This window comes from Kitasatospora sp. NPDC058162 (assembly GCF_042884005.1).
Classification (GTDB): domain Bacteria; phylum Actinomycetota; class Actinomycetes; order Streptomycetales; family Streptomycetaceae; genus Kitasatospora.
In genome coordinates this window covers 1-14,659 of the sequence record NZ_JBHVUS010000069.1, presented here as the reverse complement: position 1 = coordinate 14,659, position 14,659 = coordinate 1, and the positions used below count along the sequence as shown (strand labels likewise).

15 protein-coding genes are annotated in these 14,659 nt (G+C 73.1%); 9 read left to right on the top strand and 6 right to left on the bottom strand.

The window, feature by feature from the left end; translation table 11 throughout:
• Positions 1-124 precede the first annotated feature (124 nt).
• From ACFVXG_RS45510 to ACFVXG_RS45485, 6 genes are read right to left on the bottom strand one after another with little or no spacing between them, the layout of a single operon-like run.
• On the bottom strand, positions 125-880 hold the full coding sequence (locus tag ACFVXG_RS45510) for an SGNH/GDSL hydrolase family protein (RefSeq protein ID WP_387936409.1): 756 nt from the start codon (positions 878-880) through the stop codon (positions 125-127).
• A 27-nt stretch (positions 881-907) separates the two neighbouring features.
• Complete coding sequence (locus tag ACFVXG_RS45505; RefSeq protein ID WP_387936411.1) at positions 908-2,164, bottom strand: beta-ketoacyl-[acyl-carrier-protein] synthase family protein; 1,257 nt, start codon at positions 2,162-2,164, stop codon at positions 908-910.
• Entirely contained in the window at positions 2,152-2,394 is a 243-nt protein-coding gene (locus tag ACFVXG_RS45500; RefSeq protein ID WP_387936408.1) for an acyl carrier protein, read from the bottom strand. Before ACFVXG_RS45500 ends, ACFVXG_RS45505 begins: the two co-directional genes overlap by 13 nt.
• Positions 2,395-2,407: 13 nt before the next feature.
• Positions 2,408-3,853 (bottom strand): MFS transporter, encoded by a 1,446-nt coding sequence (locus tag ACFVXG_RS45495; protein ID WP_387936407.1) that lies wholly within the window; start codon positions 3,851-3,853, stop codon positions 2,408-2,410.
• Positions 3,853-4,758, bottom strand: coding sequence for a class I SAM-dependent methyltransferase (locus tag ACFVXG_RS45490; RefSeq protein ID WP_387936406.1), 906 nt, complete (start codon positions 4,756-4,758; stop codon positions 3,853-3,855). Before ACFVXG_RS45490 ends, ACFVXG_RS45495 begins: the two co-directional genes overlap by 1 nt.
• 53 nt (positions 4,759-4,811) lie before the next feature.
• Complete coding sequence (locus ACFVXG_RS45485; RefSeq protein WP_387936405.1) at positions 4,812-5,759, bottom strand: acyl-ACP desaturase; 948 nt, start codon at positions 5,757-5,759, stop codon at positions 4,812-4,814.
• A gap of 302 nt (positions 5,760-6,061) precedes the next feature.
• On the opposite strand from ACFVXG_RS45485, the gene ACFVXG_RS45480 reads away from it, so the two are divergent.
• The 9 genes from ACFVXG_RS45480 to ACFVXG_RS45440 all read left to right on the top strand — a co-directional run bounded on the left by ACFVXG_RS45480 (position 6,062) and on the right by ACFVXG_RS45440 (position 14,546).
• On the top strand, positions 6,062-7,141 hold the full coding sequence (locus tag ACFVXG_RS45480) for a cation diffusion facilitator family transporter (protein ID WP_387936404.1): 1,080 nt from the start codon (positions 6,062-6,064) through the stop codon (positions 7,139-7,141).
• A gap of 96 nt (positions 7,142-7,237) precedes the next feature.
• On the top strand, positions 7,238-8,140 hold the full coding sequence (locus ACFVXG_RS45475) for a 5'-3' exonuclease H3TH domain-containing protein (protein ID WP_387936410.1): 903 nt from the start codon (positions 7,238-7,240) through the stop codon (positions 8,138-8,140).
• Positions 8,141-8,273: 133 nt separating this feature from the next.
• A complete protein-coding gene (locus ACFVXG_RS45470) occupies positions 8,274-8,930 on the top strand; it encodes an HAD family hydrolase (RefSeq protein WP_387936403.1) in 657 nt (218 codons plus the stop codon).
• A 124-nt stretch (positions 8,931-9,054) separates the two neighbouring features.
• Entirely contained in the window at positions 9,055-10,263 is a 1,209-nt protein-coding gene (locus ACFVXG_RS45465) for a helix-turn-helix domain-containing protein (protein WP_387936402.1), read from the top strand.
• Between the two features lie 182 nt (positions 10,264-10,445).
• The gene (locus tag ACFVXG_RS45460) at positions 10,446-10,943 is read left to right on the top strand and encodes a hypothetical protein (protein ID WP_387936401.1); all 498 of its coding nucleotides are present in this window, start codon (positions 10,446-10,448) and stop codon (positions 10,941-10,943) included.
• 37 nt (positions 10,944-10,980) lie between these two features.
• On the top strand, positions 10,981-11,412 hold the full coding sequence (locus ACFVXG_RS45455; protein WP_387936400.1) for an ATP-binding protein: 432 nt from the start codon (positions 10,981-10,983) through the stop codon (positions 11,410-11,412).
• Positions 11,413-11,530: 118 nt separating this feature from the next.
• Entirely contained in the window at positions 11,531-12,766 is a 1,236-nt protein-coding gene (locus ACFVXG_RS45450) for a hypothetical protein (protein WP_387936399.1), read from the top strand.
• A gap of 105 nt (positions 12,767-12,871) precedes the next feature.
• Positions 12,872-14,197, top strand: a complete 1,326-nt coding sequence (locus ACFVXG_RS45445; RefSeq protein ID WP_387936398.1) for a UDP-glucose dehydrogenase family protein — start codon at positions 12,872-12,874, stop codon at positions 14,195-14,197.
• A gap of 19 nt (positions 14,198-14,216) precedes the next feature.
• On the top strand, positions 14,217-14,546 hold the full coding sequence (locus tag ACFVXG_RS45440; RefSeq protein WP_387936397.1) for a MazG-like family protein: 330 nt from the start codon (positions 14,217-14,219) through the stop codon (positions 14,544-14,546).
• Positions 14,547-14,659: the final 113 nt, after the last annotated feature.

Here is a 14,659-nt window from a genome sequence, read left to right as displayed (position 1 = left end):
CCACACGAAAGGGCGGAGTCGACGGGCTTCGGCGAAGGCCGAAGCCGCGCCGGGCGGCCGGGCGGAAGGAGGGGTGGGGGGTGGGGGGTGGGGGGTGGGGGGTGGGGGGTGGGGGCGCGAGGGGTCAGCGGGTGGCTGGGGCTGGGGTGGGGAGGGCGGGGTGGAGGTGGGAGGCGGCGGTGAGGAGGGTGGGGAGCATGCGGGTGGCGTGGGTGGCGTAGCCGTGGGGGGAGGGGTGGATGCCGTCGGGGCCGAGGAGTTGGGCGGCCCGGTGGTGGAATTCGGGGCCGGAGGTGGGGGCGAGGTGGGCGTCGGTGCGAGTGGCGGTGCGGGTGTGGAGGCGGGCGAGGCGGGTGGAGCGGTGGTGGCCGATCCAACGGACGGGGGCGCGGAAGCCGGGCGCGTAGCCGGGGTCGGGGCAGGGGACGACGACGAGTTGCCAGCCGGCCTCGCGGAGGGACCGGGCGAGGTGGGCGTGCCGGCGGGCCGCGCGGCCGAGCGGGGCGGGCAGCAGGACGTCGTTGCCGCCGACGATCAGCACGGCGATGCCGGGCCGTAGCCGGGCGGCGCGCAGGACTTGGCGGCCGACGTCGGCCGTGGTGGCGCCGGCCCGGGCGTGGACGCGGAGGAGGACGGGTCGGCCGGCGCCCTCGGCGAGGCCCCGGGCGAGCAGGGCGCCGAGGGTCTGCTCGGGGCGGTGGGCGCCGAAGCTCTGGGCGAGCGAGTCACCGAGCATCAGCAGGGTCACCGGGTGGTCGTCGGTGTCATCGGCGGAGGGGCCGTACCGGCCGTCGGCGACCGGGACGGTCCAGTCGGCGGGCGGCCGGTGGGCGAGCAGGTGCAGGTACAGCCGGGCGAGCCGGAGGGCGAGGCGGCGCATGAGGGGATGGACTCCGGGGTCGGGCGGTCAGGCGGCGGTGAGGACGACGGCGGCGTTCTGCCCGCCGAAGCCGCAGGAGACGGACAGGGCGGCGGGGGCGTCGACCGGCCGCGGCGCCTTGGTGACCACGTCGAGGTCGATGGCGTCGTCGAGCCGGTCGAGGTTGGCGGTGGGCGGGACCAGCCGGTGCTGCAGCGCGAGCACGGTGAGCGCTGCCTCGATGGCGCCGGCCGCGCCCATGGTGTGGCCGATCACGCTCTTGTTGGCGGTGACCGGCGGCGGCTGGCGGAAGACCTGCCGCAGGGCCGCCGCCTCGGCGGGGTCGTTGAGCGCGGTGCCGGTGCCGTGCGCGTTGACGTGCCCGATCTCCTCGGGTGCCAGCCCCGCGTCGGCGAGCGCCGCCCGGACGGCCCGGGCCAGGCCGTCGCCGCCGGGGTGCGGGGCGGTGAAGTGGTGGGCGTCGCCGCCGGCGCCGTGCCCGGCCAGGTACCCGCGGATGCGGGCGCCGCGGGCGCGGGCGTGGCCCGCGCGTTCGAGCAGCAGGACCCCGGCCCCCTCGCCGAGGACGAAGCCGTCCCGGTCGGCGTCGAAGGGCCGGGAGGCCGCGGCCGGGTCGTTCCGGCGGCGGGAGAGCGCGCCGAGGCGGTCGAAGGCGACGCAGGTCATCGCGGAGCGCGCGCTGTCGGTGCCGCCGGCCAGCACGAGGTCGCAGCTGCCGGCCCGGATCAGGTCGCAGCCGAGGGCGAGCGCGCTGGTGCCGGAGGCGCAGGCGGTGCTGACGACCAGGCCGGGGCCGAGGGCGCCGAGGTCGAGGCTGACCTCGCCCGCGGCCATGTTGGGGATGGAGCGCGGGATCATCAGCGGGGAGACCCGGTCGGCCCGGCCCGCGGCGAGCCGGCCGTACTCGACGACGTGGGTCTGCGCGCTGGTGGCGCTGACGCCGAGGACGACGCCGACCCGGGTGCCGTCCCAGCGCTCCGGGTCGAGCCCGGCGTCGGCGACGGCCTGGCGGGCGGCGACCACCGCGAGCTGACTGAACCGGTCGAGGCGGCGGGCGAGCCGCCCGCCGAGCAGGGCGGTCGGGTCGAAGTCGGGGACCCGGCAGGAGAAGTCGACGTTCAGGCCGAGGAGTTCGGGGTCGGGCCGGGCGGTGGGCCCGGCGCCGAGGAAGTGCTCCCAGACCGCCTCCGCGCCCGTCCCGGCCGGGGTGACCAGGCCGAGTCCGGTGACGGCGACCGCGACGGCTGACGGGGTGGACGACCGCAGCGGGCTCAACTGGCCGATTCCCGGGCCAGGGTGGCGTCCGCGTGGGCGGCGAGTTCGCCGAGGGTGCGGTCCGGGGTGATGTCGGCGACGGTGACGCCGATCCGCTCCTCGACCACCAGGGAGAGCTCGACCAGGGCGAGGCTGTCGAGGGCGAGCGAGGCCAGGGTGGCGTCGGGGGTGACCAGGGCCGGGGTGACGTCGAACTCGTCGACCAGGCAGGAGCGGATCGTCTCGTAGGTGCTGGGCATGTGAAGTTTCCTTTCAGCTCAGGGTGTTGGGGGCTTCGATGACGGCGGCGGAGGACCGCCGGGGCAGCCTGGTCCAGGCCAGGACGGCGCCGAGCACGGCGACCGTCCCGCCGACGACCGCCGCTGCCGCCAGGCCGTCGGTGAAGGCGTTCGGGTCGCCGGGGGCGGCGCCGGTGAGCGTGGTGGCGAGGACGGAGCCGAGCACCGCCACGCCGAGGGTCGAACCGACCTGCCGGGTCGCGTCGTTGAGCGCCGAGCCGACCCCGGCGGCGGCGACCGGGACGGCGCTCATCACCACTTCGGTGGCGACCGGGGCGAGCAGTCCCGCGCCGAGCCCGGACAGGGCCTCGAAGAGCAGCACCGGCCCGTCCCCCGACTCGGCGGCCAGCCGCCCGAGTTGGACGAATCCGGCGGCGATCAGCAGCAGCCCGCCGGCCGAGGGCACCCTGGCCCCCAACGGCCTTGCCAGCAGCGGCCCGAGGAGCGCACCGGTGGCGAGCCCGAGGGACAGCGGGACCATCCGCAGCCCGGCCTGCCAGGCGCTCAGGCCCCGCACCTGCTGGAGGTAGAGGGTGAGCAGGAACATCGCGCCGAACATCGCGAAGGACATCAGCGCGAGCGCGGTGGTGGCCGGCCAGACCGGCCCGCCGCGCAGCAGCCGGACCGGCACCATCGGTGCGGCGCAGCGCAGTTGACGCCGGACGAAGCCGGCCAGCAGCAGGGCGGCGAGGACGAAGGCGGTGAGCACGGCGGGGCTGGTCCAGCCCCGCCCGGGGGCCTCGATCACACCCCAGACCAGGGCGAGCAGCCCGGCGCAGGACAGCAGCGCCCCGGGCCGGTCCAGCGGTCGGGCCTCCGGCGCGCGGGACTCGGGGACGGCGAGCAGGGCCGCCGCGCCGATCACCGTGATGACCGGGACGTTGAGCCAGAACGCCGCCTGCCAGCCGTACCGGTCGACCAGCAGGCCGCCCGCCACCGGGCCGAAGACGGCGCCGACCCCGGCCACCGCGGCCCAGATGCCGATCGCCCGCTTCCGGGCGGCCGGTTCGTGCAGCACGTGCACCACGGTGGAGAGGGTGGCGGGCATGAACAGGGCCGCGCCGAGGCCCATCCCGCAGCGCGCGGCGACCAGTTGGCCCGCCCCGGTGCCGAGCGCCCCGGCGGCCGAGGCGACCCCGCACAGCGCCAGCCCGGCGAGGAAGGCGCGCCGCCGCCCGTACCGGTCCCCCAGGGCGCCGCCGGCCAGCACGCAGCCGCCGAGGGCCAGGGCGTAGCCGTCCACGATCCACTGGGTCTCGGCGAGGGTCGGGCCGAGGTCGGCGCGCAGGCCGGGTACGGCCACGTTGAGGACGGTGAAGTCGAGGCCGAGCAGGAACAGCGCGGCGCAGACCACCGCGACCGCCGCCCAGGCCTGCCGCCCGGTGGCGGTCTTGTCCGGGACTGACGCGGGCCCGGGCATCAGGCGGACAGCCGCAGCGGCTCGTCGCGCCGCCGGAAGCCGATCCGGTACAGCGTGGCGGCGCCGCGCAGGAAGGTCACCTCGCTGGCCCGCAGGTAGCGGCGGTACCGCCGGTAGCCCTCGGGGCCGATGAGCCGCTCGGCCTGCTCGCGGGCCCGCAGCAGCCGGCCCGACCAGGAGGCGAGGGTGCGGGCGTAGTCCTCGGCGGAGGCGGTGAGGGCGACCACCGAGAAGTACGGGTCGCAGGCTGCGGTGATCTCGCTCAGCCGGGGCAGCTTGGCGGTCGGGAAGACGTCGCTGCCGACGAAGTCGCCGATCGGGCCGGAGCCGTCGGCGGCGCCGTCGTAGGCGATGGTCTGCAGCGACATCCGGCCGCTGGGGCGCAGCCAGCGGTGGCAGGCCGCGAAGTAGCGGGCGTACACGTCGAGGCGCTCGGCCCGGCTCATCCCGGCGGTGGCGAAGTGCTCGAAGGAGCCCATCGCGACGACGGCGTCGTACGGCCGCTCCGGGGTGTGCGCCTCCCAGCTCTCCAGCCGGGGTTCGGCGCCGGGCAGGTCGCGGGCGGCGAGGAAGTCGTACTGGGCGCGGGAGACGGTCAGCCCGACGGCTTCGCGGACGCGGTCGTCGCGGCTCGCGTGCGCCAGCATGGCGCCCCAGCCGCAGCCGACGTCGAGCAGCCGCAGGGCGTCGCCGGGGCGGGCGCCGACCAGGTCGAGGTGGTGGTCGAGCTTGGCCCGCTGGGCGCGCGGCAGCGCGGTGGCGTCGGGCTCCTCGCGGGGGATGCCGTCCCACTTGGCGGCGGTGTAGGCGTGGGTCTCGTCCAGCCAGAGGGCGTAGAAGTCGTTGCCCAGGTCGTAGTGGAACTCGATGTCGGCGGCGGTGGTGCCGGCCGTGGTGACGGTCATGCGGGTCCTGTTCCGGGTGGTCGGTCGGGGTGGTCTCGGGCGCCCGGGCGGGCTCAGGCGCCGCCGGCCCGGCGGGCCCGGACGGCGAGGGCCTGGGCGCGGCGCTCGACGAAGCGGGTGGCGCGGGCGTCGGTCCGTTCGACGTGGGCGGTGATGCGTTCGCGGGCCTGTTCGCCGACCGGGCCGAGCCCGGTCAGCTCGGTCACCCTGAGGGCGCGCAGCAGCGGGACGAGCACCTCGTCGTGGTGCACCCGCAGGTCGTAGACGCCGGCCACCGCGATCTCGGCGGCCAGCCGTCCGAAGCCGGGCATGGCCTGGCCCGGCATGGCGAAGTCGCGGATCGTGGCGTCGAGCGTGACGAGCACCTGGTCGGCGTCCACCTCGACGGCGGCGCGCAGGAGTTCGCGGTAGTAGACCATGTGGAGGTTCTCGTCCTGGGCGATCCGGGCGAGCAGCCGCTCGCAGACCGGGTCGCCGCTGAGCCGTCCGGTGTTGCGGTGGCTGACCCGGGTGGCGAGCTCCTGGACGGCGGCGTAGGCGACCATCTCGAGCACGCCGTCGAGCTCGGGGACGGTCCCGGTGGCGAGGTGTGCCATCCGGGAGCGTTCCAGCGCGACGGGGTCGACGGCGCGGGCGGCGTGCAGGTAGCCCCGGATGGCGGCGGCGTGGCGGTCCTCCTCGGCGGTCCACTGGTGCAGCCAGGCGCCCCAGGCGCCGTCCCGGGAGGTCCGGCTGCCGATGGTCCAGTGGTAGCCGGGCAGGTTGTCCTCGGTCAGCAGGTTGACGACCAGGGCGGAGCGCACGGCGGGCGACAGCGCGGACTGCTCGGGCCGCCAGGGTTCGCCGCCCAGCGGGCCGTCGAAGTCCCGGCCGAGGCCCCAGGGGACGTACTGGTGCGGGAACCACTCGCGCGCCGCCGAGAGGTGACGATTCATCAACTCCTCGGCAGTCGCTTCGAGTTCGGAGAGCCAGCGGGCGGTTTCCGCAGTAGCGATCTTCACGGGCCATGATCGTCGCCGACCGGCGCACGGCTGCGCAAGCTCGCCTCACCCGTTCAGGTGACCCCGGGATCACGGCCCCGACCTGGGTCTATGCCACCGGCAATCCGGCCGCCGACCGACCCCCCGACCGACCCCCCGACCGGCCCTCCGATCGACCCCGACCGGCCCGACACGCGGCGCGTGAACGGCAACGACAACGGTCACCAGTACAGCCTTTGGATCTTTGTCGATTCTGCGGTTCACTTCGAGTGCGGGCGATCGCACCCCGTCACCACCCACCCGTGCGTCCAGAGAGGACTTCGATGGCCGGGCACGAGCATTCCCACGATGATCATGCGCATGACCACCAGAACCCGAAGGGCCACGGCCACGGAGGGCACGGCGGCCACGCGCACGGCCACGGGGGCCACGGCGGCCACTCCCACGGCGTCGCCGCCGACGCCGACCGCCGCTGGCTGGTCAGCGCCCTCGCCCTGATCGTCGTCTTCATGGCCGGCGAGGTCGTGGTCGGCTTCGCCGCCCAGTCCCTGGCCCTGATCTCCGACGCCGCGCACATGCTCACCGACGCCGCCTCGATCGTGCTGGCCCTGATCGCCATGCGGCTCGCCGCCCGCCCGGCCCGTGGCGGCTACACCTACGGGCTCAAGCGCGCCGAGATCCTCTCCGCGCAGGCCAACGGCGTCACCCTGCTGGTGCTGTCCGCCTGGCTGGGCTACGAGGCGATCACCCGGCTGATCACTCCGCCCGAGGTGACCGGCTCACTGGTGCTGATCACCGCGCTGATCGGGATCGTGGTCAACCTGGCCGCCACCTGGTGCATGTCCAAGGCCAACCGCAGCTCGCTGAACGTCGAGGGCGCCTTCCAGCACGTGCTCACCGACCTCTACGCCTTCATCGCCACCGCCGTGGCCGGTCTGATCGTGCTGACCACCGGCTTCGTCCGGGCGGACGCGATCGCCTCGCTGATCGTGGTCGCACTGATGCTCAAGGCGGGCATCGGGCTGGTCCGGGACTCCGGGCGGATCTTCCTGGAGGCCGCCCCGGCCGGGATCGACCCGGACGCGGTCGCCGACCGGCTGGTCACCGAGCCGCTGGTCGAGGAGATCCACGACCTGCACATCTGGGAGATCACCTCCAACCAGCCGGCCCTGTCCGCGCACATCCTGGTCACCCCCGGCGGCGACTGCCACGCCGTCCGGCGCGAACTGCAGCGCCGGCTGGCGAAGGAGTACGGCATCACCCACAGCACCCTCCAGGTCGACCACGTCGGCGAGGACGAGGCGGGCGCGCTGCTGCAGATCGCCGGCCCGGGCGAGCCGGCCGCCGAGCACTGCGCGGACGCCCACGGCCCGGTGCACCGCGCCGGCCCGCACGAACACTGAGCGCGAACACCGAGCACGAGCATTGACCGTCGGCACTGAGACCGCCCTTTGTCGCCGCGGTGCGGCATGATCTGACTCGTGACCGCACCGCGACTGATGCTGCTCGACTCCGCCAGCCTGTACTTCCGGGCCTACTACGGCGTACCGGACTCCCTGCGCTCGCCGCAGGGGGAGCCGGTCAACGCCGTCCGCGGCCTGCTGGACTTCATCGCCCGGCTGGTCCACGACCACCGGCCGGACGAACTCGTCGCCTGCATGGACGCCGACTGGCGTCCGCAGTGGCGGGTGGACCTCGTCCCCTCGTACAAGACCCACCGGGTCGCCGAGGCCGCCGTGGACGGCGAGGAGGAGGTGCCGGACACCCTCGCCCCGCAGGTCCCGGTGATCGAGCAGGTGCTGGACGCCCTCGGCATCGCCCGGGTCGGCTCCCCCGGCTACGAGGCGGACGACGTGATCGGCACCCTCACCGCCCGCGCCGAGGGCCCGGTGCAGATCGTCACCGGCGACCGCGACCTCTTCCAACTGGTCGACGACGAGCGGCGGATCACCGTGCTCTACCCGGTCAAGGGCATGGGCAACCTCCAGGTCACCGATGACGCGGTGCTGCTGGAGAAGTACGGCGTGCGCGGCGACCAGTACGCCGACATGGCGGCGCTGCGCGGCGACCCGTCGGACGGCCTGCCCGGCGTCAAGGGCATCGGCGAGAAGACCGCCGCCCAGCTGATCAACGAGTACGGCGACCTGCCCGCGATCCGCGCCGCCGCCCTCGACATCGGCTCCCGGCTCACCCCGGCCCGCCGCCGCAACATCGTCGAGGGCGCCGCCTACCTGGACGTCGCCCCCACCGTCGTCCGCGTCGCCCAGAACGCCCCCCTCCCGGAGTTCGACCCGGCCCTCCCCCGCGAGCCCGCCGACCCGATGACACTGGAGCACCTCGCCGCCCGCTGGGGCCTCGGCACCTCCCTGGAACGCGTCCTGGAGACCCTCGCCACCCGCTGAGCGCCGCAGAAGGGGCCCGCACGAACCCTCTCGCGCGGGCCCCGATCATCTGCCTTCACGCGGCGGCGAGTTCGGCGGCTCAATGGGCGAGTACCTTCGCCGTACAGCGACGCACCGAGAAGGGGAACTCATCATGGCGCAACCGACTGTGCCCGGCGCACTCCCGTCCGCATACCGAGGCTTGATCCTCGACTTCGCCGGCGTCCTCACCACGGATGCTCTCGCTGTGCACCGCGAGTGGTGCGTAAGCCAGGGACTCGACCCCGAGGCCTGGCGCCGCACGCTAAACACGCACCCGGCCGTCCGGCAGCTTTACGCGGACCTTGAGCGCGGCACCCTCAGCCAAGCGGACTGGAACCGGCAGACCGCGCCGTACCTCGGACTGGCCGACCACCAGAACCTGATGGGCCGAGCATGGGCCGGCGTCCGGCCGGCGGCCGACATGGTGACCCTCGCCAAAGCCGCCCGAGAAGCCGGGTATGTGGTCGCCATGCTGTCAAACAGCTTCGGCCTGGACCCCTACGACCCGTACGCCGCCTGCGGCGTGTGGGACCTGTTCGACGTCACAGTGGTCTCCGAGCGCGAGGGAATCGCCAAGCCGGACCCGGCGATCTACCGGCTGACGCTGGACCGCATGGGCCTGCCGGGCGAGGCGTGCGTGTTCGTCGACGACCACCCGGTGAACCTGCCGCCGGCCGAAGCGCTCGGCATCACCACGGTTCTCGCCGACGGCCAGCCCGGCACCTCCGCCCGGGTGGCGTCCCTACTCGGCATCGGCGCCTGCGTCTGACCCTCCAACAAGCCGGCCACGCCCCGCACGTGAACTGACGTACGGGGCACAACCGTTCCATGTCACACCCCCACCCTGCGGGGGTACCGTCCCTGGAAGGCACAACCTGAGACGGAGTCAGCCGATGACCCTGTGGGCAGAACGGACCACGGCGGAGCGCGTCAAGATCCTGCGCGGCCGGGAGGTGACGCAGGAGAACTTGGCGGAGAAGTCGGGCGTGTCCCTCGGCACGATCCGAAAGCTCGAACAGGGCGGCAACCTGTCGCTGCCCTCGCTGATGAAGGTAGCCGTCGGCCTCGGCACGGACGTGTCGGTGATCCTCGGCCAGCAGTCCCCGCGCCGGGGCATGGAGCTGGACGAACGCTCGGCCCTGCGGGCGGTGTCGGCGGCCGTGCACGACACCGGCCTTGGCATCGGCACCGACATCGAGCCCAGCAACCTGGAGGACCTGCGGGATGCCGTGCGGCGCGCTGACGCCGCGTTCTGGAGCGGCCGCTACGTGGAGCTCGGCGCGATCCTGTCCGCCCTGCTGCCCGAGGCGCGGGCGCTGTTCGACGCCTCCGGGCCGGACCGGCGCGACGCCTCGGGCGGCGTCCTCGCCGACGCGTTCCAGACCGCCGCCGTCATGGCCAACATTCTCGGCGCCCGGGACCTCGGATACACCGCGATCACCCACGGCCGCAACGTCGCCGACCAGGTCGGTGATGACCTTCGGTCCGCCCACCTGATGGCGTCGCTGTCGTGGATCTGCCTGCGCGACGGCCATACCTCCAAGGGCGTTCACGTCGCCGAGCAGGCTGCCGCCAAGGTCGAGCCGCGTATGTCCGACAGGGACCCGGACCGGCTCAGTGTGTACGGGCAGCTCGTCACGAACGCCGCCGTCGCCGCGTCCCGAGGCGGGGCAAGCGCGGACACCGCCCGGGACTTCCTGAGCCAGGCTCACGCCGTCGCGGCCCGAATCGGCCGCGAGCACGCCCGAGGTAACCAGGGCCAGCCGTTCGGGCCGTCATACGCCGCTACGCAGGCCATGTCGGTGGCGATGGCGCTCGGCGACACCGCCGGCGCGCTGCGACGGATCGAGACGACCCATCTCGACCCGAACATGCCGCTGTCCACGCGGGCCAGGTTTCACCTGGACATCGCGCTGACACGCACTGAGACGCGGCAGTGGGAGGCTGCCGCCGCCGCGTTGAAGGAGGCGTGCCGGATCGCCCCGACATGGGTCCGGCACCAGGCTCTTCCGGGGGTGATCACGGACCGGATCGCGGACGTGTCGGTGTCCATGGCGCGGAGCGTTGCGCAGGCCGCCGGCGTCCCACTGGTGATCAGGTAGCACGCCACGTCGGGGCGTGGTGGTAGTGAGCTGCGGACGTATGCCGCTACCACGCCCCATGGCGCCCGGCCGCAGTGACGGGCGCGGGTACCACGGCGCGTGGTGGTCGGCGGTGGGTGACTTCGTCGGCTACCACGACCCGTGTATTCACCGACGGTGATCGTTCGATGACAGTGGTCGACATGACCAGCGACCTTCCCCGACCCGTCGGCCGCGTCCCCGTCGCCATCTACATCTGCATTGGTGACGCACCCGCCGCCGATATCATCACCGCCCATGTCCGCGCCTTCGCCGAGGCCCGTCTGTGGCCGGCGGCCGTGCTCGCCGTGGACAGCGACCCCGCGCAGCCCCTGACGGCCCGGCTCGGCTGGCAGGCCGTGACCGACGCCCTGTCCAAACAGACGGTCGTCGGCGTTGTTACCTGGACCCGCGACATGCTCCACGACGACCCCATGGCCAGCCCGAGCCGGCACGCGGCCGCCTTCGACCGGCTCGCCACCGTCCTGCGAGAACGCGGCGCATTCCTCGCCGCCGCCCATCCCGGCACTGTCGCGGTGCCGCTACGCCGCTCCCCTGGCGACCACTGGCGCCGGCGCGAGCTCGCGTCCTCGGCCGCCGGCCTGTTCACCCCCCGCCGCGCGGCCGGACTCGGCACCGACCCGAGGCACATCGGATGCTGACCTGGCCGACCGCCGCGTGCCCCGCGTGGGACCGGCGATGACCACCACCTTTGAACGGACCCCACCGGCCGCCCCGCCGGCCCCGGCCACCATCCGGCTGCCTTACGCCCTGCAGTCGGCCCGCGACGCCCGCCGCCTGGTCAGCGCCAAGCTCACCGAGTGGGGCTTGCCCAACCTGGCCGACGACGCGGCGCTGATCATCTCCGAGCTGGTGGGCAACGCGGTGCGGACCGGCTGCCAGACGCACATGATCGTCGCTGTACGCCGCCCCACAGCCGGCACCGTGCGCCTACTGGTCTCCGACGGCTCGGCGTCGCCGCCCGTGCGGATCGATGCCAACCCCACCGCCGAGTCCGGCCGGGGTCTGACCCTGGTTCACCACCTGACGAACGGCAAGTGGGGCGTCCAGCTCTGGCCCCGGGGCAAGGTCGTCCACGCCGACCTTGCCGTGGCGGAGGACGACGCCTGACGGCACCAAGACTCCGCCCGGCGTCCCGGGCGGACCCGGCGCCGACCGCGTGCATCCCTCGAGCAGCGGCCGGCACCCCAACAACCCTGATCGCGAACACCACCCGAAGGAGACGGCCGTGTTCCTGCCCTATCCCGTGATCGAGCAGCTGACCGACACGCAGGTCAAGAGCTGGGAACAGCACTTCGCCGGCGATGGCCACGAGCGCCCCCGCTCCATCGAGGAGGGAATCTGGCGCCGCACGCAGGACGCCGCAAACGCGGCACAGTCCGGCTGGTCGGTGGACAACGCCGGGCGCCGCCGGGTCGTCCACTACCGCTACCAGTACGGGCTCGACTACACGTTCCCCGTCCCGCGCCTGGTCCTGTCGGACCTGTACCTGTTCCACTCCTTCACCGCCCCCGCCAGCGAGATCGCTGCGTACCTGCGGCAGATCGGCGTGTGGCTCGACCAAGGCGGCTGGCGCTCGAAGGGCGATGGCGTGTGGGCAAAAGGTGACCTGCGCGTCAGCGTCGCCGATTACGACGACCACCCGCAGGACGAGCGCGCCGGACGTCTCACCCCGGCGGGCCTCCGGTCCGTCGACCTGTGTTTCATCTCTGAGGACTTCAAAGTCCAGCGCACCGTGCGGAATCTGCCGTGGGACGTCCTCGCGGGCGGCATGCGGGTCAAGGAGCAGCGCGGAGAACCCTCGATCGCACCCGACCTCACGCCGATCCTGGACTTCCTGCCGTTTCAGGTCGAAGTCGGCTGCGGCACGTCCATCGAAGCCGGTATCCCACCGCTGCATTACCTGCACGAGGTGTACCGGGTCACCGACCGCCGCGACAACGCCCTGACGCAGTCGCACGCCTTCACCCTCAGTCCCGAGGCCGACTCGCTGGTGCCCGAGATGCTGCTCAGCGCGGACACCAAGGCACCCGACCTGGTCTCCATGTTCCGCGCGTGCTTCCTCGCCGAACCGACGGCCGCGCACCGCGCGCTCAAGGCCCTGCACACCGCCGGACACCTGGTCGGCCCCGTGATCACGCACAACTTCGACACCCTCTCCGCGCGGGCCGGGCTGCCCGAGGTGTTCGTGCGGCGCTACGACCAGAAGATTCCCCCGGTACCGCTGCTAACCGAAGCACGGTCCCTGCTGGTCGTCGGCCTGCACGCCGACCGGCGCGCAGTCCAGCAGCGCGCCCGCGACATGGGGATGCGGATCTTCTACGTGGATCCCGAAGGGCTGGTAGAGAACGGCGCCTTCAAGCCCTACCCGATCGAGGGAGCCCGCAGCGGCGACGTCATCGTGCGCCAAGACGCGATCCCGGCCCTGCTCAGGCTGTGCGAGCTGCTGAACGTCACAGTCTGACATGACGTCATATACCGCCGAGATCAAGACCTTCGGGCCGGTAGCGTCGCGAGAGCGCACACGCCCGTGCGCCCTCGCGACCACTCCACTTCGACAAGGACCGTCATGCGCGTTTCCGTGATCGGCTGCGGCCACCTCGGCATCCCCCACGCCGCCGGGATGGCCCACCTCGGCCACGAGGTCTTGGGCGTCGACGTCGACGCTGCCAAGATCGACCAGCTCAACCAAGGGGAAGCCCCGATCTTCGAAGCCGGGCTACCCGAATTGCTCACCAAGCACACCACCTCCGGGCAGTTGCGGTTCACGACCAGCGTCGCCGAGGCCGCCACATTCGCCGACGTGCACTTCCTCGCAGTCGGAACCCCGATCGACGCCGACGGCCGCTCCTACGACCCCGGGCAGGTCTTCGGAGCCGCCCGCGCGCTCGCGCCGCACCTGACGCGGCCGTGCACGATCATCGGGAAATCGACCGTCACCGTCGGAACGACCGCCCACCTGACGCGTCTTGTGCGGCGCCTCGCCCCCGCCGGTGAAGCCGTTCAGGTCGTCTGGAACCCAGAGTTCCTGCGCGAAGGCCACGCCGTCGACGACACCCTGCGACCGGACCGCCTCGTGGTCGGCCTCACCGGCCCGAGCGCCGAAGCAGTCGTGCGCGAGGTGTTCGCACCGATCCTCGCCGACGGCTGCCCGCTACTCGTCACCACTCCCGAGACGGCAGAGCTGATCAAGGGCGCCGCGAACACCTTCCTCGGTCTCAAGGTGTCGTTCATCAATGCCGTCGCGGACATGTGCACCGCCGCCGGCGCGGACGTGATCACCCTTGTGCAGGCCCTCGGCATGGACCCCCGCATCGGTGCCGGCGGAATGCAGCCCGGCATCGGCTACGGCGGCGGCTGCCTTCCGAAGGACGTGCGCGCGTTCACCGCCTCTGCCGCCCACCTCGGCGCCGACGACGCCGCCGAACTGCTTCGCGCGGCTGAGCGGATCAACGAGAACCGGCCGCGCTCCGCCGCCGACTTGATCGAAGAACACCTGCAGCGGCCCTTGAACGGCGCGCGGGTCGCCATGTGGGGCGCCTCCTTCAAGGCCGGCACCAACGACGTCCGGGAGTCCCCGGCCCTCGCCCTGGCGTCGCTGCTGCACACCCGAGGCGCGCAGGTCACGGTGCACGACCCGCACGCGAACGCCACGGCGATCATTCGGCACCCCGAACTCGACTACGCCGACACCATCGGCGAGGCCTGTCGGCAGGCGGACGCGGTCGTGATCGGTACGGAGTGGCCGCAGTTCCGCGACGCCGACCCCACCGAACTCCGGCCACTGGTGAACAACCCCCTCGTCATCGACCTACGAAACGTCCTGGATGCCACCTTGTGGCGTGCCAGCGGATGGACCGTCCACCAGCTCGGCCGGCCGCAACCCACCAGCTAGACCCGAGAGGAACACCACGATGGAAAATCTCTTCGACGCGATCGAGAACCTGTCGGCCGTGTGCCGCGCTGCCGGCTCCGGCCTGCCGCCGGAGGAACTGAAGTCCTTGCAGGTCGGCAAAGTCGGCGAGGAAGCGGGCGAGGCCATGCACGCCCTGCACGGCCTCAAGGGACTCACCACCTGCGCCGACGACCACACCTGGGCCGAGGTGCAGAATGATCTGACCGGTGCCGTCATCGCCGCCATGATCGCCATGCACTACGTAGACCCTGACGGCTGGCGCCAGACCTTCGCCGAGATCTTCCACCGCCGGACCCGTCGGGGCCGCGAGGCAGCGACCGCCGTATGACCCCGTCGCCCCAGCCGCCTGAGGCAGGCGGCTGGGAACGAAGTCCCGAAAGCCTGGGGGTAGTTGGCGGCCCTCGCTCGGGCCGAGCGAGGTGTCGAGCACATGGGCCGCCA

Bases quoted from the DNA above. Each gene is read 5' to 3' on its own strand.
- ACFVXG_RS45480 (WP_387936404.1), top strand. From the start codon at position 6,062: ATGGCCGGGCACGAGCATTCCCACGATGATCATGCGCATGACCACCAG.
- ACFVXG_RS45440 (WP_387936397.1), top strand. From the start codon at position 14,217: ATGGAAAATCTCTTCGACGCGATCGAGAACCTGTCGGCCGTGTGCCGC.
- ACFVXG_RS45455 (WP_387936400.1), top strand. From the start codon at position 10,981: ATGACCACCACCTTTGAACGGACCCCACCGGCCGCCCCGCCGGCCCCG.
- ACFVXG_RS45475 (WP_387936410.1), top strand. From the start codon at position 7,238: ATGCTGCTCGACTCCGCCAGCCTGTACTTCCGGGCCTACTACGGCGTA.
- ACFVXG_RS45495 (WP_387936407.1), bottom strand. From the start codon at position 3,853: ATGCCCGGGCCCGCGTCAGTCCCGGACAAGACCGCCACCGGGCGGCAG.
- ACFVXG_RS45510 (WP_387936409.1), bottom strand. From the start codon at position 880: ATGCGCCGCCTCGCCCTCCGGCTCGCCCGGCTGTACCTGCACCTGCTC.
- ACFVXG_RS45490 (WP_387936406.1), bottom strand. From the start codon at position 4,758: ATGACCGTCACCACGGCCGGCACCACCGCCGCCGACATCGAGTTCCAC.
- ACFVXG_RS45465 (WP_387936402.1), top strand. From the start codon at position 9,055: ATGACCCTGTGGGCAGAACGGACCACGGCGGAGCGCGTCAAGATCCTG.
- ACFVXG_RS45500 (WP_387936408.1), bottom strand. From the start codon at position 2,394: ATGCCCAGCACCTACGAGACGATCCGCTCCTGCCTGGTCGACGAGTTC.
- ACFVXG_RS45470 (WP_387936403.1), top strand. From the start codon at position 8,274: ATGGCGCAACCGACTGTGCCCGGCGCACTCCCGTCCGCATACCGAGGC.
- ACFVXG_RS45445 (WP_387936398.1), top strand. From the start codon at position 12,872: ATGCGCGTTTCCGTGATCGGCTGCGGCCACCTCGGCATCCCCCACGCC.
- ACFVXG_RS45460 (WP_387936401.1), top strand. From the start codon at position 10,446: ATGACCAGCGACCTTCCCCGACCCGTCGGCCGCGTCCCCGTCGCCATC.